Here is a 20012-nt window from a genome sequence, read left to right as displayed (position 1 = left end):
CCCCCAAACCCCCAACCCGAGTCCTCCTAATTCCCGGACGGGAATTAGGAGGACCGAATCCTGGTTTGATCTCTCGGCCCTCGTGGGCCACAAGCCTGCGAGGGAGAGGGGTTCACGCATGTCCGTGGCAGAAGCCACGTCCGCCGCCGTCGAGCAGAGGCGGGAAGGCCGTCGCGGACTGTTGTTACTGATCCTCGGTGCGTTGTCGGCGATCGGGCCGCTCTCCATCGACATGTACCTCCCGTCGCTGCCCACCATCACCTCCGAGATGCTCAGCGCCCCCGCCCAGGTTCAGCTCACCCTCACCGCCTGCCTCATCGGCGTCTCCGTCGGCCAGGTGATCGCGGGGCCGGTGAGCGACGTGCGCGGCAGGAGGGTGCCGCTGATCGTGGGCGTGGCCGGGTTCATGGTGGCCTCGCTGCTGTGCGCGTTCGCGCCCTCGGTGCCCATGCTCATCGCCTTCCGCCTGCTCCAGGGCATGCTGGGCGGCGCGGCCCTGGTCATCGTGCGCGCCGTCGTCCGCGACCTCTATGACGGCGCCGCCATCGCCCGCATCTTCGCCACGCTCATGCTGGTCAGCGGCCTGGCGCCGATCCTCGCGCCCATCGCGGGGGCCCAGTTGCTCGCGTTCACCTCATGGCGAGGCGTCTTCGTGGCGCTCAGCGTCGCGGGGCTGGTGCTCCTGCTGGCGGTGCTGCCCGGCGTACGCGAGACGCTGCCCGCCGGCCAGCGGGAGAGCGGCGGGCTCAAGCACACGGCGGGCACGTTCTGGCGGCTCCTGCGCGACCGCTCGTTCATGGGCTTCGCGCTCACCGCGGGGCTGGCGTTCGGGGCGATGTTCGGCTACATCTCCGGCTCGCCGTTCGTGCTCCAGGAGGTGTACGGCGCCACGCCGCAGCAGTACTCCCTCATCTTCGGCCTCAACGCGTTCGCCCTGACCGCCATGGCCCAGCTCGGCGGCCGGTTGTCCGGTCGGGTGCCGCCGGTGCTCCTGGTCCGCATCGGCCTGCTCATCGCCCTGGTCGGCGCCGGGATGCTGCTGACCGCCGCGCTCACGGGGCTGGGCCTGTGGGGCATCGTGAGCGGGCTGTTCGTCATCATGCTCGGCCAGGGCCTGGTCCTGCCCGGCACCGGCGCTCTGTCGCTCGCGTCGCAGCCCGCTCAGGTGGCGGGCAGCGCGTCCGCCCTGCTCGGCGTGCTGCAGTTCGCACTGGGGGCGGCGGCTGCCCCACTGGTCGGCCTGGTCGGGGCGGGGACCGCCGTGCCGATGGCGTGCGTCATGCTGGGGCTCATCCTTTGCTCGGGTTTGACATTCGCCGTCCTGGGGCGCACCAAGATTAGGTAAGGCTTGCCTGCGTGAGGAATTCCATTCCCGACCTGCTCCGAACCGTTTGTGCGGCGGGAAGGAATTACGGCACACTGATGTTGTGAAAAGCGGGAGCGAACCCGACGCAGCGAGCGGAGTGGAGGCCCCGACGAAGGAAGGGACTCCGCGGAGCGAGTGAGGAGCGGTGAGCGACCAAGTGAAACAGGCCTTGATGGAGCCCGGTAGCGAGCGCACTACGCGCGCCCGCGTGGCCAGGCTGATTCTCGAGCATGGTCCCGTCGCGGCGGCCGCGCTGGGCGAGCGGCTCGGGCTCACCCCCGCAGCCGTGCGCCGCCACCTCGATGCGCTGCTGGCCGACGGGATGATAGAGCCTCGCACGGTTCGCCCGCGCGGCCAGCGCGGGCGCGGACGGCCCGCCAAGCTGTTCGCGATCACCGACGCGGGGCGCAGTGCCTTCGAGCACGCCTATGACGATCTGGCCGGGAGCGCGCTGCGGTTCCTGGCCGAGCGCATGGGAGAACAAGCGGTGTCCGACTTCGCCCGCTCGCAGGTCTCGAGCCTGCTGCGGCGGCTGGAGCCGGTCATGCGGACGGTGCCGGCGGACCAGCGCGTGCAAGTGCTGGCGCAGGCGCTGTCGGCGGAGGGGTATGCCGCCTCGGCCAGCAAGGCCAAGTCGGGCGGCGACCAGCTCTGCCAGCATCACTGCCCGGTGGCCCACGCGGCTGCGGAGTTCCCGCAGCTGTGCGAGGCCGAGACGGAGGCGTTCGCGCAACTGCTCGGCACTCCGGTGCAGCGCCTGGCCACGATCGCGCACGGCGACGGGGTCTGCACGACACACGTGAGCCCGCAGAGTTTGGGCCAATCCGCACATAGAGACAAGAGCAAGGAGACCGGAAGGTGACTGTCACCGACCGCCCGGAGCTGGAAGGCCTCGGGAATTACAAGTTCGGCTGGGCCGACCCGGATGCCGCGGGTGCGGCCGCCAAGCGTGGCCTGTCCGAAGAGGTCGTCCGCAACATCTCCGGGCTCAAGAACGAGCCGGAGTGGATGCTCGACCTTCGCCTGAAGGGCCTCCGCCTGTTCGACCGGAAGCCGCTGCCCACGTGGGGCTCCGACCTCACCGCCATCGACTTCGACAACATCAAATACTTCGTGCGCTCCACCGAGAAGCAGGCCGCTTCCTGGGACGAGCTGCCCGCCGACATCAAGAACACCTACGACAAGCTCGGCATCCCCGAGGCGGAGAAGCAGCGCCTCATCGCCGGTGTCGCAGCCCAGTACGAGTCCGAGGTCGTCTACCACAAGATCCGTGAGGACCTCGAGGAGAAGGGCGTCATCTTCCTCGACACCGACACGGGCCTGAAGGAGCACCCGGAGATCTTCCAGGAATACTTCGGCTCGATCATCCCGGTCGGCGACAACAAGTTCGCCGCGCTCAACACCGCCGTGTGGTCCGGTGGCTCGTTCATCTACGTGCCGCCGAACGTCGAGGTCGAGATCCCGCTGCAGGCGTACTTCCGGATCAACACCGAGAACATGGGCCAGTTCGAGCGGACCCTGATCATCGTGGACGAGAACAGCTACGTCCATTACGTCGAGGGCTGCACCGCGCCGATCTACTCCAGCGACTCGCTGCACAGCGCCGTCGTCGAGATCATCGTGAAGAAGAACGCCCGCTGCCGTTACACGACCATCCAGAACTGGTCCAACAACGTCTACAACCTGGTCACCAAGCGCGCCGTGGCGTACGAGGGCGCGACCATGGAGTGGATCGACGGCAACATCGGCTCCAAGGTCACGATGAAATACCCGGCCGTCTACCTGATGGGCCAGCACGCCAAGGGCGAGACGCTGAGCGTCGCGTTCGCGGGCGAGGGCCAGCACCAGGACGCCGGCTCCAAGATGGTGCACCTGGCGCCCAACACCAGCTCCACCGTCATCTCCAAGTCGGTGGCGCGCGGCGGCGGCCGTACCTCCTACCGCGGTCTCGTGCAGATCGAGGAGGGCGCCCACGGCAGCGCCAGCACCGTCAAGTGCGACGCGCTGCTGGTCGACCAGATCAGCCGCTCCGACACCTACCCTTACGTCGACGTCCGCGAGGACGACGTCAAGATGGGCCACGAGGCCACGGTCTCCAAGGTCAGCGAGGACCAGCTGTTCTACCTCATGAGCCGCGGACTCGACGAGGACGAGGCGATGGCGATGATCGTGCGCGGCTTCGTGGAGCCGATCGCGCGTGAGCTGCCGATGGAATACGCCCTGGAGCTGAACAGGCTGATCGAGCTGCAGATGGAAGGAGCCGTCGGCTGATGGGCCTGAACGAGAAGCCCTTGTCGACCCTGCACGAGAAGGCGTCCTACGACCTGGCCGACTTCGAGGTCCCGACCGGGCGCGAGGAGGCGTGGCGCTTCACGCCGCTCTCGCGCCTGAAGGGCCTGCACAACGGCAAGGCCGCCGCCAACGGGCAGGTCGTCACCCAGGCGTACACGCCCGAGGGCGTGCGCGCCGAATGGGTCGGCCGCGACGACGAGCGCATCGGCAAGGCCTACGTGCCCGCCGACCGCGTCAGCGCCCAGGCGTACACCGCCTTCGAGAAGGCGCTGGTCGTGACCGTGCCCAAGGAGGCCGAGCTCGCCGACATCATCTCGATCGAGATCAAGGGGCGCGGCGGCGAAGGCGCGGCCTACGGCCACATCGTGGTCGTGGTCGAGCCCCTGGCGCAGGCGACCGTCGTCATCGAGCACGAGGGCACGGCGGTCTACGCCGACAACATCGAGTTCGTCGTCGGCGAGGGCGCCACGCTCAAGGTCGTCAGCCTGCAGGAGTGGGACGACGACGCCGTGCACGTCTCGCACCACCACGCGCAGCTCGGCAAGGACGCGACGTTCCGCGGTTTCGTGGTGACGCTCGGCGGCGACCTCGTACGGCTGTCGCCCACGGTGTCCTACACCGGTCCCGGCGGCGACGCCGACATGTCGGGCGTCTACTTCGTGGACGCGGGCCAGCACCTGGAGCACCGCCTGCTGGTCGATCACTCGCAGCCCAACTGCAAGAGCAACGTCGACTACCGCGGCGCCCTGCAGGGCGAGGACGCGCACGCCGTCTGGATCGGCGACGTGATCATCAGGGTCGAGGCCGAGGGCACCGACACCTACGAGCTCAACCGCAACCTCATCCTGACCGACGGCGCTCGCGCCGACTCGGTGCCCAACCTGGAGATCCTCACCGGCGAGGTGGCGGGAGCGGGGCACGCCTCCGCTTCCGGCCGGCTCGACGACGAGCACACCTTCTACCTCCAGGCCCGCGGCATCCCCTACGACGAGGCCCGCCGCCTGGTCATCAGGGGCTTCCTGGGCCAGCTCATCGAGAAGATCCAGGTCGAGGAGATCCGCGAGCGGGTGCTCACCGCGGTGGAGGCGGAGCTCGCCCGATGAGTTTCGAGAAGGTGTGCAAGCTCGATGACATCCCCGACGGGGGTGCCCTCGGAGTCGAGGTGGGCGAGACGCCGGTCGCGCTCATCCGCAAGGGCGGCGAGGTGTTCGCGCTGCACGACGTGTGCTCCCATGCCGAGGTGAAGCTCAGCGAGGGCGAGGTCTACGACGGCACGCTGGAGTGCTGGCTGCACGGCTCGTGCTTCGACATCCGCTCGGGCAAGCCCACAGGACCGCCCGCCACCAGGCCCGTGAACGTCTACACAGTCAAGATCGACGGCGACGACGTCCTCGTCTCGCTCTCGAAGGAGTCATAAGTGTCAGTCCTAGAGATCCGTGACCTGCACGTCGCCGTAGACAGCAAGGAAATCCTGCGCGGCGTCAACCTGACCGTGAAGTCCGGCCAGACCCACGCCATCATGGGCCCGAACGGCTCGGGCAAGTCGACGCTCGCCTATGCGATCGCCGGCCACCCCAAATACACCATCACCAGCGGCCAGGTGCTGCTGGACGGCGTGGACCTGCTGGAGCTGAAGGTCGACGAGCGGGCCCGCGCGGGCCTGTTCCTGGCCATGCAGTACCCCGTCGAGGTCCCCGGCGTGTCGGTCTCGAACTTCCTGCGCTCGGCCGTCACCTCCGTCCGCGGCGAGGCGCCCAAGCTGCGCGAGTTCGCCAAGGACCTCAAGAACGGCATGGACGCCCTGTCCATCGACTCCGCCTTCGCCCAGCGCAACCTGAACGAGGGCTTCTCCGGCGGTGAGAAGAAGCGCCACGAGATCCTCCAGCTGGAGCTGCTCAAGCCGAAGATCGCGGTGCTCGACGAGACCGACTCGGGCCTCGACGTGGACGCGCTGCGCGTGGTGTCGGAGGGCATCAACCGCTTCCGCGCCTCCGGCGAGACCGGCGTGCTGCTCATCACGCACTACACCCGCATCCTGCGCTACGTGAAGCCGGACTTCGTGCACGTCTTCGCGGGCGGGCGGATCGTCGAGGAGGGCGGCCCGGAACTGGCCGAGAAGCTCGAGGCCGAGGGCTACGAGCAGTACACGAAGGCGTCTGCATGATTTCCAACAGCTTGGATGTGGAGAAGATCAGGAAGGACTTCCCGGTCTTCTCCCGCGAGCTGCCCGACGGGCGCCCGCTCGTCTATCTCGACTCGGGCAACTCCTCGCAGAAGCCCAACCAGGTCATCGAGACCATGCGCGACCACCTGGCGCTGCACTACAGCAACGTCGGGCGGGCCATGCACGTGCTCGGCGCCGAGTCGACCGAGGCCTACGAGGGCGCCCGCGACAAGGTCGCCGGTTTCGTCGGGGCGTCGCGCGACGAGGTGGTCTTCACCAAGAACGCCTCGGAAGCGCTCAACCTGGTCGCCTACTCCTTCGGCAACCGGTCGAACACGGACCCGCGCTTCACCCTCGGCCCCGGTGACGAGATCGTCATCTCCGAGATGGAGCACCACTCCAACATCGTGCCGTGGCAGCTGCTCGTGCAGCGCACCGGCGCGACGCTGAAGTGGTTCGGCGTCACCGACGACGGCCGCCTCGACTACGACCCGGCGGTCATCACCGAGCGTACGAAGATCGTCTCGATCGCCCACCAGTCCAACGTCCTCGGCACCGTCAACCCGGTCGCCGAGGTCGCCAGGCGGGCGCACGAGGTGGGCGCGCTGATCATGCTCGACGCGTCCCAGTCCGTGCCGCACCACCCGGTGAACGTGGCCGAGCTGGGCGCCGACTTCGTGGCCTTCACCGGTCACAAGATGGTCGGCCCCTCGGGCATCGGCGTGCTCTGGGGCAAGGGCGAGCTGCTCGACGCCATGCCCCCGTTCCTGGGCGGCGGCGAGATGATCGAGGCGGTCTGGATGGACCACTCGACGTACGCGGCGGTGCCGCACAAGTTCGAGGCCGGCACGCCGCCCATCGTCGAGGCCATCGGGCTCGGCGCGGCGGTCGACTACCTCACCGAGGTCGGCATGGAGGCCATCGAGGCGCACGAGCGCACGCTGACGGCCTACGCGCTCGACGCCCTGCGCGAGGTGCCCACCCTGCGGCTCATCGGCCCCGGCACGCTGGAACAGCGCGGTGGGACGGTCTCGTTCACGCTGGAGGGCATACACCCGCACGACGTGGGGCAGATCCTGGACGACCAGTTCGGCGTCGCCGTACGCGTCGGGCACCACTGCGCGCGCCCGCTGCACCTGCGGTTCGGAATACCGGCGACCACGCGGGCGTCGTTCTACCTGTACAACACCACGGGCGAGATCGACGCCCTGGTGCGCGGTCTCCACCACGTTCAGAAGGTGTTCGCATAGCCATGATCGGCGAGTCGATGTACCAGGAGCTGATCCTGGAGCACTACAAGCACCCGCAGGGGCGGGGGCTGCGGGAGCCGTACGACACCGAGGTTCACCACGTGAACCCCACGTGCGGCGACGAGATCACGCTCAGGGTCAAGGTGGGCGACGCCGGCAAGATCCTGGACGTGTCCTACGAAGGCCAGGGTTGTTCGATCAGCCAGGCCGCCGCCTCCGTGCTCCACGAGTTGGCCACCGGCTCGACGGTCCGCGAGACGCTCTCCGTGGTCGACGAGTTCACCAGGCTCATGCAGGGCAGGGGACAGGTGGAGGCCGACGAGGAGGTGCTCGGCGACGCGGTAGCGTTCGCGGGCGTGGCCAAGTTCCCGGCGCGTGTTAAATGTGCGTTGCTTTCCTGGATGGCTTATAAGGACGCTGTTGTGAGGAGTGCTGCCGAATGAGTAAGCCTGTGGAGACGCCGACCGGCTTTGACGGTGACACGACCGTCGAGGAGGTCATGGAGGCGCTCAAGGACGTCGTCGACCCCGAGCTCGGCATCAACGTCGTGGACCTCGGCCTCGTCTACGGGCTCAACCTCGACCCGGCCGACGGCGGCCACCCCGTGGCCACTATCGACATGACGCTGACCAGCGCGGCCTGCCCGCTGACCGACGTCATCGAGGACCAGGCCCATTCCGCGCTCGACGGCATGGTCTCCGACGTCAAGATCAACTGGGTCTGGCTGCCACCGTGGGGCCCGGACAAGATCACCGACGAGGGGCGTGACCAGCTCCGTATGCTAGGATTTAACGTCTGATCTTTTCTGCTGTTATGGCTGACGTAAAGCGTCAGCCGTTTCAGCGTGCCAGAGAGGGTTGCGGAAGGTCCGGACCCGTCCGGGGAATATCCGATAACATCCCGGCGTTGGCACGCACCAGATACACCTGACGCCTCATTGCGCGTCTCGCGCCGCCTGCGGCCGGTGCCTGGTGTATTCCCCCTTTTCCATCCCGCCCAGACGGCGGGTGCCCTGAACGTGTACGGCCCACGCCGTACGTCCCGGCTCGTCCTTTTCGCAGAAGTGACGCGCCACTTTGACGGAAAGGCACGACTTTCGTGACCATGCTTGACACTGTCATGCCCTCGCTAGGCGAAACCCCCGAGCCGGGCCCCTCCGAGTTCGAGCTGCTGGGCCTGCCCAAGCCGCTCGTCACCGGGCTGGCCAAGCAGGGCATCGACAGCCCGTTCCCCATCCAGAGCGCGACGATCCCCGACGTGCTCGCCGGTGGCGACGTGCTCGGCCGCGGCCAGACCGGCTCCGGCAAGACCCTCGCCTTCGGCCTGCCCACCATGGCTCGCATCGCCGGCGTGAAGCCGTCCCCCGGCCGTCCCCGCGCGATGATCCTCGTGCCCACCCGCGAGCTCGCGCTCCAGGTGCACGACGCCCTGGAGCCGCTGGGCCGCGGCCTGGGCCTGCGCATGAAGGTCGTCGTCGGCGGCATGTCCATGGGCAAGCAGATCGAGGCCCTGCGGCGCGGCGTCGACGTCATCATCGCCACCCCCGGCCGCCTGGGCGACCTGATCAGGCAGGGCGAGTGCTCCCTGTCCGAGATCGAGGTCAGCGTCCTGGACGAGGCCGACCACATGTGCGACCTCGGCTTCTTCCCCGTCGTCACCGACCTGCTCGCGCAGACGCCGACGAGCGGGCAGCGGCTGCTGTTCTCTGCCACGCTCGACGGTGACGTCGACAAGCTGGTGCAGCGCTTCCTCAAGAACCCGATCACGCACTCCGTGGCCCCCGCGACCTCGCCGGTCGAGACCATGGAGCACCACGTGTTGCAGGTCTCGCGTGACGACAAGTTCGACGTCACGGCCGAGATCGCCAACCGCGAGGGCCGTACGATCATCTTCGTCCGCACCCAGCACGGCGTGGACCGGCTGTGCAAGCAGCTGGCCAGGGTCGGCGTCAAGGCGGGCGGTCTGCACGGCGGCAAGCGCCAGAACCAGCGCACCCGCATCCTCGCCGAGTTCCGCGAGGGCTCCATCGGCGTGCTGGTCTGCACCGACGTCGCGGCCCGCGGCATCCACGTCGACAACATCAGCCTGGTGCTGCACGTGGACCCGCCGCAGGACCACAAGAGCTACCTGCACCGGGGCGGCCGCACGGCCCGCGCGGGCGAGAAGGGCACCGTCGTCACGCTGGTGCTGCCCAACGAGCGCCGCTCGACCGACCAGCTCACCCGGCGCGCCGGGATCCACCCGTTCCGCCTGAAGGCCATCCCGGGTCACCCCCGGCTCGCCGAGGTGACCGGCGCCCGCGTGCCGAGCGGCGAGGCCATTCCCGTCTGGGAGCCGGACGTCCGCAAGCCGCTGCGTCCGCGCCGCGACGGGGGCACCTCCGAGCGTCGCGGCGGGCGCCGTGGCGGGCGTCGCGACTTCGACGGTGACCGGCGTCCGCGCCGTCACGAGGACGGCGACCGGCCGTCCGGGTCCTCCGGTGAGGACCGTCGCCCGCGCCGCGAGTTCGACGGTGACCGCAGTCCGCGTCGCGAGTTCGACGGTGACCGGCGTCCGCGTCGCCACGAGGACGGCGACCGGCCGAGCACGCCGTCCGGCGAGGACCGTCGTCCGCGCCGGCACGCCGAGGGCGAGCGGCCGTTCGGGGCGGGGCACCGTTCGCAGGAGCCGCGCACGTTCGGTGACGACCGCCCCGTCGAGAGGCGACGTGACGGCGGACCGCGCGGTGGCTACCGCTCCGACGACCGGCCCGCGTTCCGGCAGGACGACCGCGGCCAGCGTGGTGGCGGCTACCGCTCCGACGACCGCGGCGGCCGGTTCGGCTCCGACCGTGGCCGCCCGTTCTCGGCCGATCGTGACCGTGGCCCCCGCTCCGACGACCGTGGGCCGCGTGACGGTTACCGCCCCGATGAGCGTGGGCCGCGTGACGGTTACCGTTCCGACGAGCGTGGGCCGCGTGACGGCTACCGCCCCGGCGGCGGCCGTACGGACGAGCGTGGTAACGGCGGCTACCGCAGCAACTCGGGCCGGCGCTTCGAGCGCTGACCTGATCGTCCGCTGCCCGCCGCGCCCCCAGAGGGCGCGGCGGGCAGCGCTGTTTTCTTTGGGCTGTTTCCAGGGGCCGTCTCGCGTGGCGGACGCGAGGCGGCGCCACTGCCTGGCGCAGACTAGGCTTGACACGCACGTCAGCCAACCCACGAGAGAGACCATGAAGACCTTCGAAGAGCTGTTCGCCGAGCTGTCAGAGAAGGCCACGACCCGGCCCGCGGGCTCGGGCACCGTGGCCGCGCTCGACGCCGGCGTCCATGCCATCGGCAAGAAGGTCGTCGAGGAGGCCGCCGAGACCTGGATGGCGGCCGAGCACGAGTCAGACGACAGGACCGCCGAGGAGATCTCCCAGCTCCTCTACCACGTGCAGGTGCTCATGATCGCCAAGGGCATCGGGCTCGACCAGGTCTACAAGCATCTCTAGGGCGCCGAGCGCCCCGCCGTCGAGCCCCTGGAGAAGCAACAGCGAGACATCCGAAGGACCTGACATGCTGCGTCTGGCAGTACCCAACAAGGGCGCCCTCAGCGAGGCCGCCCAGAACATGCTCAAAGAGGCCGGCTACCGGTCCCGCAGGGACAGCAAGGAGCTCGTCGTCGTCGACGAGGACAGCGGCTGCGAGCTGTTCTTCCTGCGCCCCCGCGACATCGCCGTCTACGTCGGGGAAGGCACGCTCGACGTCGGCATCACCGGCAGGGACATGCTGATCGACTCCGGCGCGCCCGTCGAGGAGATCATGCCGCTCGGCTTCGGCGGCTCCACCTTCCGCCTGGCCGCCGGGGTCGGCACGATGACCTCGGTCGAAGACCTGAACGGCCGGCGCATCGCCACCTCCTACGCGGGCCTGCTCGACAAATACCTCTCCGACCAGGGCGTCGACGCCCGCGTGATCAAGCTGGACGGGGCCGTCGAGACCGCCATCCGGCTCGGCGTGGCCGATGCCGTCGCCGACGTCGTGGAGACCGGCACCACGCTGCGCAACGTCGGCCTGGAGGTGTTCGGCGACCCGATCATGCGGTCGGAGGCCGTGCTGATCAAGCGGCAGAGCGCGCCCGACACGCCGGGCCTCGGCCAGCTCGTGCGCCGCGTCCAGGGCGTCGTGCACGCCCGCGACTTCGTCATGATGGACTACGACATCCGCGCCGAGCGCATCGAGGAGGCCATCGCGCTCACCCCCGGCATGGAGGGCCCCACGGTCTCGCCGCTGCACCGCGAGGGCTGGGTCGCCGTGCGCGCCATGGTCCGGCGCAAGGGCCACCAGCACGTGATGGACCAGCTATGGGACATCGGCGCAAGAGCCATCCTGGTCACCGACATCTACGCCTGCCGCCTGTGAGATCTGCCCGCTAGGCCACCGGCAGGGCGGGCATATCGGAACCGTGCGTGACGAACTGGTCGCCTGGCGTGGCACCGCCAGGCAGATGTGGGCCATGTTGGAGCAGGGCAACCGGCGCTGGGCGGCGGGCACGTCCCACCGCCCCCGCCAGGACCCCGAACGCAGGAGACAGGTCGCGGCGAGCCAGTCACCCCATGCGGTGGTGCTGTCGTGCATCGACTCGCGGGTGCCGCCCGAGGTGGTGTTCGACGCCGGCATCGGCGACCTCCTGGTCGTGCGCACCGCGGCGCACACGCTCGACTCGCTGGTCACCGCCGCCGTGCAGTACGGCCCGCAGGCCCTGCGCGCGCCCCTCGTCGTCGTCTTAGGCCACCAGCGCTGCGGCGCGGTCACCGCCGCCGCCCGGGCCTTACGCAGGCGGGAGACGCTGCCCGGCGACCTGCCCCACCTCGTCGCGGCACTCGAACCCGCCTACGCCACCTCCGACGGCCAGGTCGAGCCCATGGTCCGCGCCCACATCCTGCGCACCGTCTCGCGCCTGAGAGCCGACCCCCTCGTGCACGGCGCCGCCACCGTGATCGGCGCCTACTACAGCCTCGACACGGGCCTGATGAGCCGCGTCGCCTGACAAATGTCACCGCCGACGCCGGAGGGAACGCACTAACCTGGCAAGATCCCCACCCGTAGCGTTCCTTACATGAACGCCATCGTGTTCGACCACGTCAGCAAGCACTACGGGGACGTGCTCGCCGTCGACGACCTCTCGCTCGCCATCGAGCCCGGCAACACCGTCGCCCTGCTGGGCCCGAACGGGGCGGGCAAGTCGACCTCCATCAACCTGCTCCTCGGCCTGCTCACGCCCACACAAGGCACGATCACCCTCCTCGGCAACACCCCCGCCCAGGCGGTCAAAGCGGGCCAGTTGGGCGCCATGCTCCAGGACGGCGCCCTCATCCCCGAACTCTCCGTCAAAGAGCTCATCGACCTGGTACGCAGGCTCTACCCGCGCCCCCTCGACCTCGACGAGATCCTCGCGCTGGCCGACCTGTCCGACCTGGCCGCGCGGCGGGCCAACAAGTTGTCCGGCGGGCAGACGCAGCGCGTCAGGTTCGCCCTGGCGATCGCGGGCGCGCCCAGGATCCTGCTGCTGGACGAGCCCACCGCGGCCATGGACGTGGAGTCCAGGCTGCGGTTCTGGGCCAGCATGCACGACTACGCGGCGGGCGGCAGGACCGTGCTGTTCGCCACCCACTACCTGGAGGAGGCCGACGAGCACTCCGACCGGGTGATCGTGATCGCCAAGGGCAAGCTGGCGGCCGACGGCACCGCCGCCGAGATCAAGGCGGGCGTCGGCGGCCAGAGCGTGAGCTTCGCCATCGGCGACCAGCCCGCCGCCGGGCTCGACCTGCTGCCGGGCGTCACCGCCGTCGAGGTGCTGGCGGGCACGGCCACGCTGCACACCTCCGACGTGGATGCCACCCTCGCCGGGCTCTACCGGGGCACCACGCTCGACGTGCGCGGCCTGCAACTGTCCGGCGCCGACCTCGAATCCGCCTTCCTCGCGCTCACCAGGGAGTCCTGATGCTCTACTACGCCAAGACCGAGGCCCTGCGGATGTTGCGCAACCGGCGCTACCTCATCTTCGTGGTCGCCTTCCCCGTCCTGCTCTACCTGATCAACGCCAACATCTACGGCAAGCAGACCGACCCGGGCGGCGTGCCGTACAACGTCGTGCTGATGGTGTCGATGGCCGCCTACGGGGCGCTGGCCGCCTCCATGATGAGCTCGGCGGTCCCGTGGGCCACCGAGCGGCAGTCGGGCTGGCTGCGCCAGCTCCAGATCACCCCGCTGCCGAGCTGGGCGATCATCGCCACCAAGCTGGGTGCCGCGCTGGTGCTGGTGCTGCCGTCGCTGGTGCTGGTCAGCGTGGTCGCGATCGTGCAGCAGGGCGTGTCGCTGCCGGTGGGCACGTGGGTGCCACTGCTACTCGTGTTGTGGCTCGGCGTGTTGCCGTTCGTCGCGCTGGGGCTGGCCATCGGGTCCGTGTTGTCGGCCGACGCGGCCCAGCCGGCCGCGATGATCTGCATGTTCGCGCTGGCGATCGGCGGCGGACTGTGGTTCCCGCCCGAGGTGCTCGGCGACACCCTGAAGACGGTCGCGGACCTGACTCCGTCGTTCCACTACGCGAACCTGGGCCAGAGCCTCGTCGCCGGCCACGGTCTGCCGCTGACGGACGTGCTGGTCGTCGCCGGGTGGGCGGTCGTGCTCGGGGGCGCGGCCGCCTACCTCTACCGGCGGGCTACCGTACGAGCATGAGCTTCGCGGACAGGATCAGCTTCGGGGAGGCCGACGGCACGCCGTCGCGCAAGCGGCGGCTGCTCGGCATCTCGGTCGGCCTTGTCTATCTGGTCTTCCCCATCACGGAGATCGTGATGGGGGTGGTCACGGGGACCCGCGCGATCTGGGCGGGCGTGGTGCTCCTGGCGTTCGTCGCCTCGTTCCTGTCGACGGTGCTGAGCGCCAAGAGCTTCCTCGAACGCGGCCCCTGGACCTACCCCCTGCTCGGGGTCACCACCGTGCTCGGGGTGGTCGGGGCGCTCGTCTTCGGCGGCTCCTGGCTGAGCCTGCCCGTCTACACCGTCGTGCTCTACGGGTTCACGCTGCCCGCCGCGTGGGCGTTGTGGGCCATCCTGGCGAACCTGGTCGTGGTCATCGGCGCGGGCATCATCAACGGCAACGATCTGGGGGGCATACTCGTGCTGGCCCTCCAGGTCGTGACGCTGGGGGTGCTGTTCATCAGCGTACGCAACAGCCGGGCGCTCACCGTCAAGCTCCGCGTGGCGCAGGACGAGGTGGCCAGGCTGGCCGCCACCGAGGAGCGGCTGCGGATCTCCCGCGACCTGCACGACCTGCTGGGCCACAGCCTGTCGCTGATCGTGCTCAAGAGCGAGCTGGCCGGGCGGCTGGCCGAGCAGTCGCCGCAGGTGCGCAAGGAGATCGAGGACATCGAGTCGGTCGCCAGGAAGGCCCTGGTGGAGGTGCGGGAGGCGGTCACCGGCTGGCGGCAGCGCAGCCTGCCGGAGGAGATCGACAGCGCCAGGGCCGTGTTGCGGGCGGCGGGTGTGCGCGAGCAGGTGCGGATCTCGGGCACGCCGCTGCCCGCCCCGCTCGACGGGCTGTTCGGATGGGCGGTGCGCGAGGGCACCACCAATGTCGTACGTCACGCGCGGGCGACATCCTGCGAGATCAAGGTGACGTTCGACGGCGGGCACGCCACCCTGGAGATCATGGACAACGGAAGCGGCGGCGGGGCGTACGAACTGGGCAGCGGGTTGCGCGGTCTCGGCGAGCGGGTGGCGGACGCGGGCGGCACCGTGGCGGCGGGTCCCGAGGCCGGCGGCGGTCACCGGCTGCGGGTGCGGGTCCCCGCCAGGGTGGAGGCGTGCGCGTGATCCGGGTGATGCTCGCGGAGGACCAGGGCATGGTACGCGGCGCGCTGGCGTCCCTGCTGGGCCTGGAGCCCGACATCGAGGTCGTCGGCGAGGCCGCGAACGGCGAGGAGGCGGTCGCCGTCGCGGTCAAGGTGCGGCCCGACATCGCGCTGCTCGACATCGAGATGCCCGGCATGGACGGGCTCACCGCCGGGGCCAGGATCTCCGACCAGGTGCCGGGGTGCCGGGTGATGATCCTGACCACGTTCGGGCGGCCCGGCTATCTGCGCACGGCGATGGAGGCGGGCGCGGTGGCGTTCATGGTGAAGGACAGCCCGGCCAGGGAGCTGGCGGCGGCCATCCGGCGGGTGCACGCGGGGGAGCGGGTCATCGATCCCGGGCTGGCCGCGGCGGCGCTCAGCGCCGGGCCCAACCCGCTGTCGGGGCGCGAGCGCGACGTGCTGGCCGCGGCGGCGGACGGGTCGACCATCGGCGACATCGCCAGGCGGCTGCACCTGTCGGAGGGGACCGTGCGCAACTACCTGTCGTCGGCCATCCAGAAGACGCGCGCCCGCAACCGCATCGAGGCCGTGCAGCGCGCCAGAGCCCAGGGCTGGGTCTAGCAATACCGGCTCAGCGCAGGCCCTCCACTGCCTTGATCGCCTGGTCCACCTGCTCGGGGCTGGTCACGATACTGGTCCCGAACCGCAACAGCGAGGGATTGTACGGCGTCACGCTCGCGAGCACCTTCTGCCCGCGCAGCCGGTCCACCGCCTCCAGCGGTCGCAGGCCGACGAGCGAGCAGCACACCAGCCCGGCCGACAACTCCGGCGCCCGCGGCGTGGCCAGGGTGACGTGCGGGATCTCGCCCAGCCCCGCTTTGAGCCTGGTGGCCAGCTCCTGCGTACGCCGCTGGACGCGGTCCCTGCCGATCGCCGACATGAACCCGAACGCCTGCGCCATCGCCCACCGGTGCTCGAACGCCTTGTAGCCGCCGGGCGTGACCAGCTCGGCCGTGCTCGCCCCGGTCGACCCGCCGTTCTGCCACGCGTCGAACGCGGCCCCGCTGAAGCTGGCGATGATCGGGGCGATCGCGTCCCAGGCCCGGCCCCACACGATGCCGGTGCCGCGCGGCCCGAACAGCCACTTGTGCGTGCCGCTGGCCAGGAAGTCGCAGCCCAGGTCCGTCACCCCGTCGGCCATCGCGCCGAACCCGTGCACCCCGTCCACGCACAACAACGCCCTGTCGTGCTCCTCGCGGCCCCTGTTCGCCTCGGTCAGCAGGTCGGCGATGGCGCGGACGGGCACGCGCACGCCGGTGCTGGAGTGCACCCAGGTGACCGCGACCACTCTGGTGCGCGGGCCGAGCCCTGCCTTGACCGCTTCGACCATCCGATCGGCCGTGGCGCGGGCCGGGTCATCGTACAGCCTGACCCTGCGTACCTTCGCGCCGGTGCGCTCGGCCAGCAGCCGCAGGCCCTCGTGGGTGGCGAGGAAGTCGTGCTCGGTGGTGAGCACGTCCTGGCCTGGGCGCAGCCTGATGCCGGAGTAGAGCAGGCCGAGACCCATCGTGGTGCTGTCGGTCAGCGCGATCTCGCCCGGCTGCGCGCCCAGGTGGCGGGCGGCCGCCTCGCGTACCGTCTGGTCGGGGGAGCCCGGCGGGGTGTATTCGGGGTCGGCGTCCAGGGCGTCGCGGTGCGCCCTGATCGCCGCGCGGACCGGTGCCGGGGCGGGGGCCAGCACGAACGCCGCGAACTGCCCGTACGCGGGATCCAGCGCGAACTGGGCCCTGACGGAGGCCCAGTCGGCGGGGTCGAAGGCGGGGGCCTTGGGCGCGGGCTTGCTCGTGCACGCGGCCACCCCGGTCAGCATCCCCGCACTGAGCAGGGCCCTCCTGTCGAGACGCATGCCTCCTTCCTACCCCGGCGCCGCCTCCGCGTTAGCCCCTGATCGAGGTCACCTGCCTGATCAGGTCGGAGACGCGCACGATGCCCAGGCAGCGGTTCATCTCGTCGGTCACGACCAGGTCGTCGTAGACGCGGGCCGAGTCCCTGCCCGCCGCCTGCATGGCCGCGATCGCCGGGGTGGTCCGCGGCACCGTGCGCGGCGGGTCGGCCAGCCGCTGGGCCGGCTTCGCGCCGTGCAGCGCGTGGCCGTAGCGGGCCGCGAACGACAGCAGGAACCTGCTGCGGTCCAGGCTGCCCTTCGGCCGCTGGAACTCGTCCACCAGGATCACGCTGGTGATCGTCGGCTCCTGCCCGAACGCCTCCACGACGTCCTCCGCCTTCGCCTCCTCCGGCAGGGTCACGGCCGGCATCAGCAGCTCCTGCACGCGGGGGCCGAGCAGGGCCGTGGCCGGGGACTCGTCGGTGACGGGGAGCGGCACGCGTACCTTGCCGTCGGGGCCGGGGGCCAGCAGGGGGCCGTGCGCGAGGCGTACCCCGAAGCCGCGGGCCACCGCGAGCTGCGCCTCGCGTTCGATGGCGGGGGCCAGCACGTGCGCGCCGATGCCGCGGGCCAGTGTCACCACCGCCCGCGCCACCGCGGACGCCCTGAAGTCGCCGGGGATGCGGCTGACCAGCTCGGGGTCGAGGGCCAGCAGGTACGGGGACGCGTCCGTGACCAGGTCCAGGGCCACGCCCCGGGTCCCCACGTCGGCGAAGCCGAGGAGGTAGCCGAACGTGCGCAGGCTGTCGATGCCGACCCTCAGCAGCGGCCGGTCCTGCTCTTGGCACGCTCCAGTGAGCAGCAGGATCGCCTCGCGCGGATGCCGGCCGGCCCTTCTGAGCGCTTCGTGCAGGGGGGCCAGGGCGCCCGCGCCTGAGAGCACCACCCTGATGGGCAACTCCAGCACCATGGGCAGCGGGGTCGCCCGGAGGGCGCCGGTGGAGTCCACGACGGCGGGGTGGGCGATGACGGCCCCGGTGTCGAGATCCACCATGGGGCTGGTGAGCAGGGAGGACACGTTCAGATGATTCCGGTGCCACCGGCGGGACAGAAGTGGCTTGAAGCTGAATTCACCGACATTTCGTTTTGTTTGCCGGTCTGGTGTGCGGGGAATCACGGTGGGTTAGCCTGCGGTCATTCGGGGGCCTGTCGTGGTTCCGCTAGCCTTCGGACATGAGTGCGCGTCCGGCCAGGGGCGGCGGCCGGTGGGTCACGGTGCCGCCGGAGCGCGTGCACCCGTGGATCGACGGGTTCGCCGCGCGTCATGGTCCCTTCTCCGCGACGGGGGACTCCCAGGTGGTGCGACTGCTCGCCGCGGACGGGGCCGTGGCCGAGCTGCACGTGCCCTTCCCGCCCATGACGCCGCCCGGGCCGCCGCATGTCACCCGGCTCGTCAGCCATGCTTCCGCGGAGCGGCGGGTGGGGGTGTTCCTGGTGCGGCTCGGCGGGTACGCGGCCGGCGTCTTCCACGGGTCCTCGCTGGTGGCGTCCAAGGTGGGGTCGCGGCTGGTGCAGGGGCGTACGGCGGCCGGCGGGTGGTCGCAGCAGCGCTTCGCCAGGCGGCGGAGCAAACAGGCGGCCCAGGCGTTCGACGACGCGGTGGAGACGGCGGTGCGGGTGCTGACGCCGTACCTGGGGGAGTTGGACGGGGTGGTGCTCGGCGGGGACCGCCGGGCGGTGGACGCGCTGCGGCCGGACCGGCGGCTGGCGCCCCTGCTCGCGCTGGAGGCGGAGCCGTTCCTGGTGGTGCCCGACCCGAGGCTGGCCGTGCTCCGGGACACCCCGGCCACGTTCCGCGCGGTCCGGGTCCGCGTGATCGACCCGCCCTGACCGTTCCGGGGGGTTGAGACGATTCAATAGAATCTTCAATGCCGCTATGATGAGCGAGATCACGGTGGGCCGCGTCGAACGGTCCACCGCAAGTAGCGGTTTCTGCGCTTACAGCAGCACGGCCTCGTGAGGATCGATGGCGACCAGGAACATCAAAGAGGTCGCGCAGTTGGCGCGCGTCTCTGTGGGCACGGTGAGCAATGTGCTCAACCGCCCGGAGATCGTGTCCCCGGCCACCCGCGAACGCGTCTTCGAAGCGATCAAGAAGCTGGGCTTCGTCCGCAACGAGGTGGCCCGCCATCTGCGGGTGGGGCGCAGCCGTACGGTCGGTCTCGTCGTGCTCGATGTGTCCAACCCCTTCTTCGTGGACGTGGCCCAGGGCGCCGAGTCGGTGGCCGACGACCACGACACGATGGTGGTGCTCTGCAACAGCGCCGGCGACCCCGGCCGCGAGCGCCGCCACCTCGACCAGCTCGAACAGCAGCGGGTCATGGGCATACTGATCACCCCTGTCGCGATGGAGAGCCCCTGGCTGGCGGAGCTGGCCGCCCGGGGCACGCCCGTGGTGCTGGTCGACAGCCCCGCCACCGGGCTGCAGTGCTCGGTGGCCGTCGACGACCGGCTCGGGGGGCAGATCGCCGGTGCCCATCTCATCGAACGGGGGCATCGGCGGATCATGTTCGTCGGGGGGCCGCCGTCGATCAAACAGGTGGCCGACCGGCACGCGGGCGTCACCAGCGCCGTGGCCGCCGCAGAAGGCGCCGTCGAGCTGCTCACCTCCACCGCGCCCGCGCTGACCGTGGCCGAGGGGCGGGCCATCGGGGAACGCGTGGCGGCGCTGCCCGCCGAGGAGCGCCCCACAGCGGCCTTCTGCGCCAACGACATGATGGCGCTCGGCTTTTTACAGGCGATGGCCACGCATGGGCTGAGGGTGCCCGAGGACCTGGCCATCATCGGGTACGACGACATCGACTTCGCCGCGGCGGCCGCGGTGCCGCTGTCCTCGGTCCGGCAACCCCGGTTGCTGCTGGGGCGTACGGCCATCGATCTGCTGCTGGAGGAGGTCGCCGAGCCCGAGCAGCACCGGCACCGGCAGGTGATCTTCCAGCCCGACCTGGTGATCCGCGAGTCCAGCGCCTTGCGCCGCGACCGCTGAAGCGGCGGGATGGCACATACCTGACGCTGTTCGGCGTGCCACTTCACGGCGGTGCTGGTTGGAGAAATAGGTAAATCTCCGGATGACTCGTCATTGACTTTGAGTCGATTCAACACTAACTTCGCACCAACCGCCGTTCACTGGCTGGTAACCGGCCAGGAACAACGGTGCAACACTTCACCCCCGTATCCGTG

At 70.2% G+C, this 20012-nt stretch carries 21 protein-coding genes; 19 read left to right on the top strand and 2 right to left on the bottom strand.

What is annotated here, in order from left to right; all coding sequences use genetic code 11:
• Positions 1-118 precede the first annotated feature (118 nt).
• The 17 genes from ACFLIM_RS09300 to ACFLIM_RS09220 all read left to right on the top strand — a co-directional run bounded on the left by ACFLIM_RS09300 (position 119) and on the right by ACFLIM_RS09220 (position 15508).
• Positions 119-1345 carry a multidrug effflux MFS transporter gene (locus tag ACFLIM_RS09300; RefSeq protein WP_393164037.1) on the top strand — a complete coding sequence of 409 codons (1227 nt, stop codon included), beginning with the start codon at positions 119-121 and terminating at the stop codon, positions 1343-1345.
• Positions 1346-1538: 193 nt separating this feature from the next.
• Entirely contained in the window at positions 1539-2228 is a 690-nt protein-coding gene (locus ACFLIM_RS09295) for a helix-turn-helix transcriptional regulator (RefSeq protein ID WP_393164048.1), read from the top strand.
• Positions 2225-3637 carry a Fe-S cluster assembly protein SufB gene (sufB, locus tag ACFLIM_RS09290; protein WP_393164035.1) on the top strand — a complete coding sequence of 471 codons (1413 nt, stop codon included), beginning with the start codon at positions 2225-2227 and terminating at the stop codon, positions 3635-3637. Before ACFLIM_RS09295 ends, sufB begins: the two co-directional genes overlap by 4 nt.
• Entirely contained in the window at positions 3637-4761 is a 1125-nt protein-coding gene (sufD, locus tag ACFLIM_RS09285) for a Fe-S cluster assembly protein SufD (RefSeq protein ID WP_393164034.1), read from the top strand. The genes sufB and sufD overlap by 1 nt, the downstream gene beginning before the upstream one ends.
• Entirely contained in the window at positions 4758-5075 is a 318-nt protein-coding gene (locus ACFLIM_RS09280; protein WP_393164033.1) for a non-heme iron oxygenase ferredoxin subunit, read from the top strand. The genes sufD and ACFLIM_RS09280 overlap by 4 nt, the downstream gene beginning before the upstream one ends.
• The gene (sufC, locus tag ACFLIM_RS09275) at positions 5076-5822 is read left to right on the top strand and encodes a Fe-S cluster assembly ATPase SufC (protein WP_393164032.1); all 747 of its coding nucleotides are present in this window, start codon (positions 5076-5078) and stop codon (positions 5820-5822) included. It begins immediately after the preceding gene.
• Entirely contained in the window at positions 5819-7072 is a 1254-nt protein-coding gene (locus ACFLIM_RS09270; RefSeq protein ID WP_393164031.1) for a cysteine desulfurase, read from the top strand. Before sufC ends, ACFLIM_RS09270 begins: the two co-directional genes overlap by 4 nt.
• A gap of 2 nt (positions 7073-7074) precedes the next feature.
• Positions 7075-7515 carry a Fe-S cluster assembly sulfur transfer protein SufU gene (sufU, locus tag ACFLIM_RS09265; protein WP_393164030.1) on the top strand — a complete coding sequence of 147 codons (441 nt, stop codon included), beginning with the start codon at positions 7075-7077 and terminating at the stop codon, positions 7513-7515.
• Positions 7512-7871, top strand: coding sequence for a metal-sulfur cluster assembly factor (locus ACFLIM_RS09260; RefSeq protein ID WP_393164029.1), 360 nt, complete (start codon positions 7512-7514; stop codon positions 7869-7871). Before sufU ends, ACFLIM_RS09260 begins: the two co-directional genes overlap by 4 nt.
• 305 nt (positions 7872-8176) lie before the next feature.
• Positions 8177-10117 (top strand): DEAD/DEAH box helicase, encoded by a 1941-nt coding sequence (locus ACFLIM_RS09255; RefSeq protein WP_393164028.1) that lies wholly within the window; start codon positions 8177-8179, stop codon positions 10115-10117.
• Between the two features lie 163 nt (positions 10118-10280).
• Positions 10281-10544 (top strand): phosphoribosyl-ATP diphosphatase, encoded by a 264-nt coding sequence (locus ACFLIM_RS09250; protein ID WP_393164026.1) that lies wholly within the window; start codon positions 10281-10283, stop codon positions 10542-10544.
• A 64-nt stretch (positions 10545-10608) separates the two neighbouring features.
• The gene (gene hisG, locus ACFLIM_RS09245) at positions 10609-11454 is read left to right on the top strand and encodes an ATP phosphoribosyltransferase (RefSeq protein WP_393164024.1); all 846 of its coding nucleotides are present in this window, start codon (positions 10609-10611) and stop codon (positions 11452-11454) included.
• A 43-nt stretch (positions 11455-11497) separates the two neighbouring features.
• Positions 11498-12082 (top strand): carbonic anhydrase, encoded by a 585-nt coding sequence (locus tag ACFLIM_RS09240; protein WP_393164023.1) that lies wholly within the window; start codon positions 11498-11500, stop codon positions 12080-12082.
• A gap of 69 nt (positions 12083-12151) precedes the next feature.
• Positions 12152-13036, top strand: a complete 885-nt coding sequence (locus ACFLIM_RS09235) for an ABC transporter ATP-binding protein (RefSeq protein ID WP_393164022.1) — start codon at positions 12152-12154, stop codon at positions 13034-13036.
• Positions 13036-13770, top strand: coding sequence for an ABC transporter permease (locus ACFLIM_RS09230; RefSeq protein WP_393164021.1), 735 nt, complete (start codon positions 13036-13038; stop codon positions 13768-13770). The genes ACFLIM_RS09235 and ACFLIM_RS09230 overlap by 1 nt, the downstream gene beginning before the upstream one ends.
• On the top strand, positions 13767-14906 hold the full coding sequence (locus ACFLIM_RS09225; protein WP_393164019.1) for a sensor histidine kinase: 1140 nt from the start codon (positions 13767-13769) through the stop codon (positions 14904-14906). Before ACFLIM_RS09230 ends, ACFLIM_RS09225 begins: the two co-directional genes overlap by 4 nt.
• Positions 14903-15508 carry a response regulator gene (locus tag ACFLIM_RS09220; RefSeq protein WP_393164047.1) on the top strand — a complete coding sequence of 202 codons (606 nt, stop codon included), beginning with the start codon at positions 14903-14905 and terminating at the stop codon, positions 15506-15508. The genes ACFLIM_RS09225 and ACFLIM_RS09220 overlap by 4 nt, the downstream gene beginning before the upstream one ends.
• Positions 15509-15518: 10 nt before the next feature.
• On the opposite strand, the gene ACFLIM_RS09215 is transcribed toward ACFLIM_RS09220, so the two are convergent.
• Together ACFLIM_RS09215 and ACFLIM_RS09210 are read right to left on the bottom strand one after the other, a co-directional pair.
• A complete protein-coding gene (locus ACFLIM_RS09215; RefSeq protein WP_393164018.1) occupies positions 15519-16793 on the bottom strand; it encodes an aminotransferase class V-fold PLP-dependent enzyme in 1275 nt (424 codons plus the stop codon).
• Between the two features lie 31 nt (positions 16794-16824).
• Positions 16825-17850 (bottom strand): EAL domain-containing protein, encoded by a 1026-nt coding sequence (locus ACFLIM_RS09210; protein ID WP_393164017.1) that lies wholly within the window; start codon positions 17848-17850, stop codon positions 16825-16827.
• Between the two features lie 155 nt (positions 17851-18005).
• Here ACFLIM_RS09210 and ACFLIM_RS09205 point away from each other — a divergent pair, with 155 nt between their 5' ends.
• Together ACFLIM_RS09205 and ACFLIM_RS09200 are read left to right on the top strand one after the other, a co-directional pair.
• Complete coding sequence (locus ACFLIM_RS09205; protein WP_393164016.1) at positions 18006-18662, top strand: acVLRF1 family peptidyl-tRNA hydrolase; 657 nt, start codon at positions 18006-18008, stop codon at positions 18660-18662.
• Between the two features lie 136 nt (positions 18663-18798).
• The gene (locus ACFLIM_RS09200) at positions 18799-19818 is read left to right on the top strand and encodes a LacI family DNA-binding transcriptional regulator (RefSeq protein ID WP_393164015.1); all 1020 of its coding nucleotides are present in this window, start codon (positions 18799-18801) and stop codon (positions 19816-19818) included.
• Positions 19819-20012 lie beyond the last annotated feature (194 nt).

Source organism: Nonomuraea marmarensis, assembly GCF_043197025.1.
GTDB classification, from domain to species: domain Bacteria; phylum Actinomycetota; class Actinomycetes; order Streptosporangiales; family Streptosporangiaceae; genus Nonomuraea; species Nonomuraea marmarensis.
The sequence above is the reverse complement of the archived record's forward strand: the minus strand, read 5'-3'. Positions and strand labels throughout refer to the sequence as shown.

What these genes read in the sequence shown, in the direction of transcription:
- ACFLIM_RS09300 (WP_393164037.1), top strand. Translation starts at nt 119, where the DNA reads ATGTCCGTGGCAGAAGCCACGTCCGCCGCCGTCGAGCAGAGGCGGGAA.
- ACFLIM_RS09295 (WP_393164048.1), top strand. Translation starts at nt 1,539, where the DNA reads ATGGAGCCCGGTAGCGAGCGCACTACGCGCGCCCGCGTGGCCAGGCTG.
- sufD (WP_393164034.1), top strand. Translation starts at nt 3,637, where the DNA reads ATGGGCCTGAACGAGAAGCCCTTGTCGACCCTGCACGAGAAGGCGTCC.
- ACFLIM_RS09280 (WP_393164033.1), top strand. Translation starts at nt 4,758, where the DNA reads ATGAGTTTCGAGAAGGTGTGCAAGCTCGATGACATCCCCGACGGGGGT.
- ACFLIM_RS09270 (WP_393164031.1), top strand. Translation starts at nt 5,819, where the DNA reads ATGATTTCCAACAGCTTGGATGTGGAGAAGATCAGGAAGGACTTCCCG.
- sufU (WP_393164030.1), top strand. Translation starts at nt 7,075, where the DNA reads ATGATCGGCGAGTCGATGTACCAGGAGCTGATCCTGGAGCACTACAAG.
- ACFLIM_RS09260 (WP_393164029.1), top strand. Translation starts at nt 7,512, where the DNA reads ATGAGTAAGCCTGTGGAGACGCCGACCGGCTTTGACGGTGACACGACC.
- ACFLIM_RS09255 (WP_393164028.1), top strand. Translation starts at nt 8,177, where the DNA reads ATGCTTGACACTGTCATGCCCTCGCTAGGCGAAACCCCCGAGCCGGGC.
- ACFLIM_RS09250 (WP_393164026.1), top strand. Translation starts at nt 10,281, where the DNA reads ATGAAGACCTTCGAAGAGCTGTTCGCCGAGCTGTCAGAGAAGGCCACG.
- hisG (WP_393164024.1), top strand. Translation starts at nt 10,609, where the DNA reads ATGCTGCGTCTGGCAGTACCCAACAAGGGCGCCCTCAGCGAGGCCGCC.
- ACFLIM_RS09235 (WP_393164022.1), top strand. Translation starts at nt 12,152, where the DNA reads ATGAACGCCATCGTGTTCGACCACGTCAGCAAGCACTACGGGGACGTG.
- ACFLIM_RS09230 (WP_393164021.1), top strand. Translation starts at nt 13,036, where the DNA reads ATGCTCTACTACGCCAAGACCGAGGCCCTGCGGATGTTGCGCAACCGG.
- ACFLIM_RS09225 (WP_393164019.1), top strand. Translation starts at nt 13,767, where the DNA reads ATGAGCTTCGCGGACAGGATCAGCTTCGGGGAGGCCGACGGCACGCCG.
- ACFLIM_RS09215 (WP_393164018.1), bottom strand. Translation starts at nt 16,793, where the DNA reads ATGCGTCTCGACAGGAGGGCCCTGCTCAGTGCGGGGATGCTGACCGGG.
- ACFLIM_RS09205 (WP_393164016.1), top strand. Translation starts at nt 18,006, where the DNA reads ATGAGTGCGCGTCCGGCCAGGGGCGGCGGCCGGTGGGTCACGGTGCCG.
- ACFLIM_RS09200 (WP_393164015.1), top strand. Translation starts at nt 18,799, where the DNA reads ATGGCGACCAGGAACATCAAAGAGGTCGCGCAGTTGGCGCGCGTCTCT.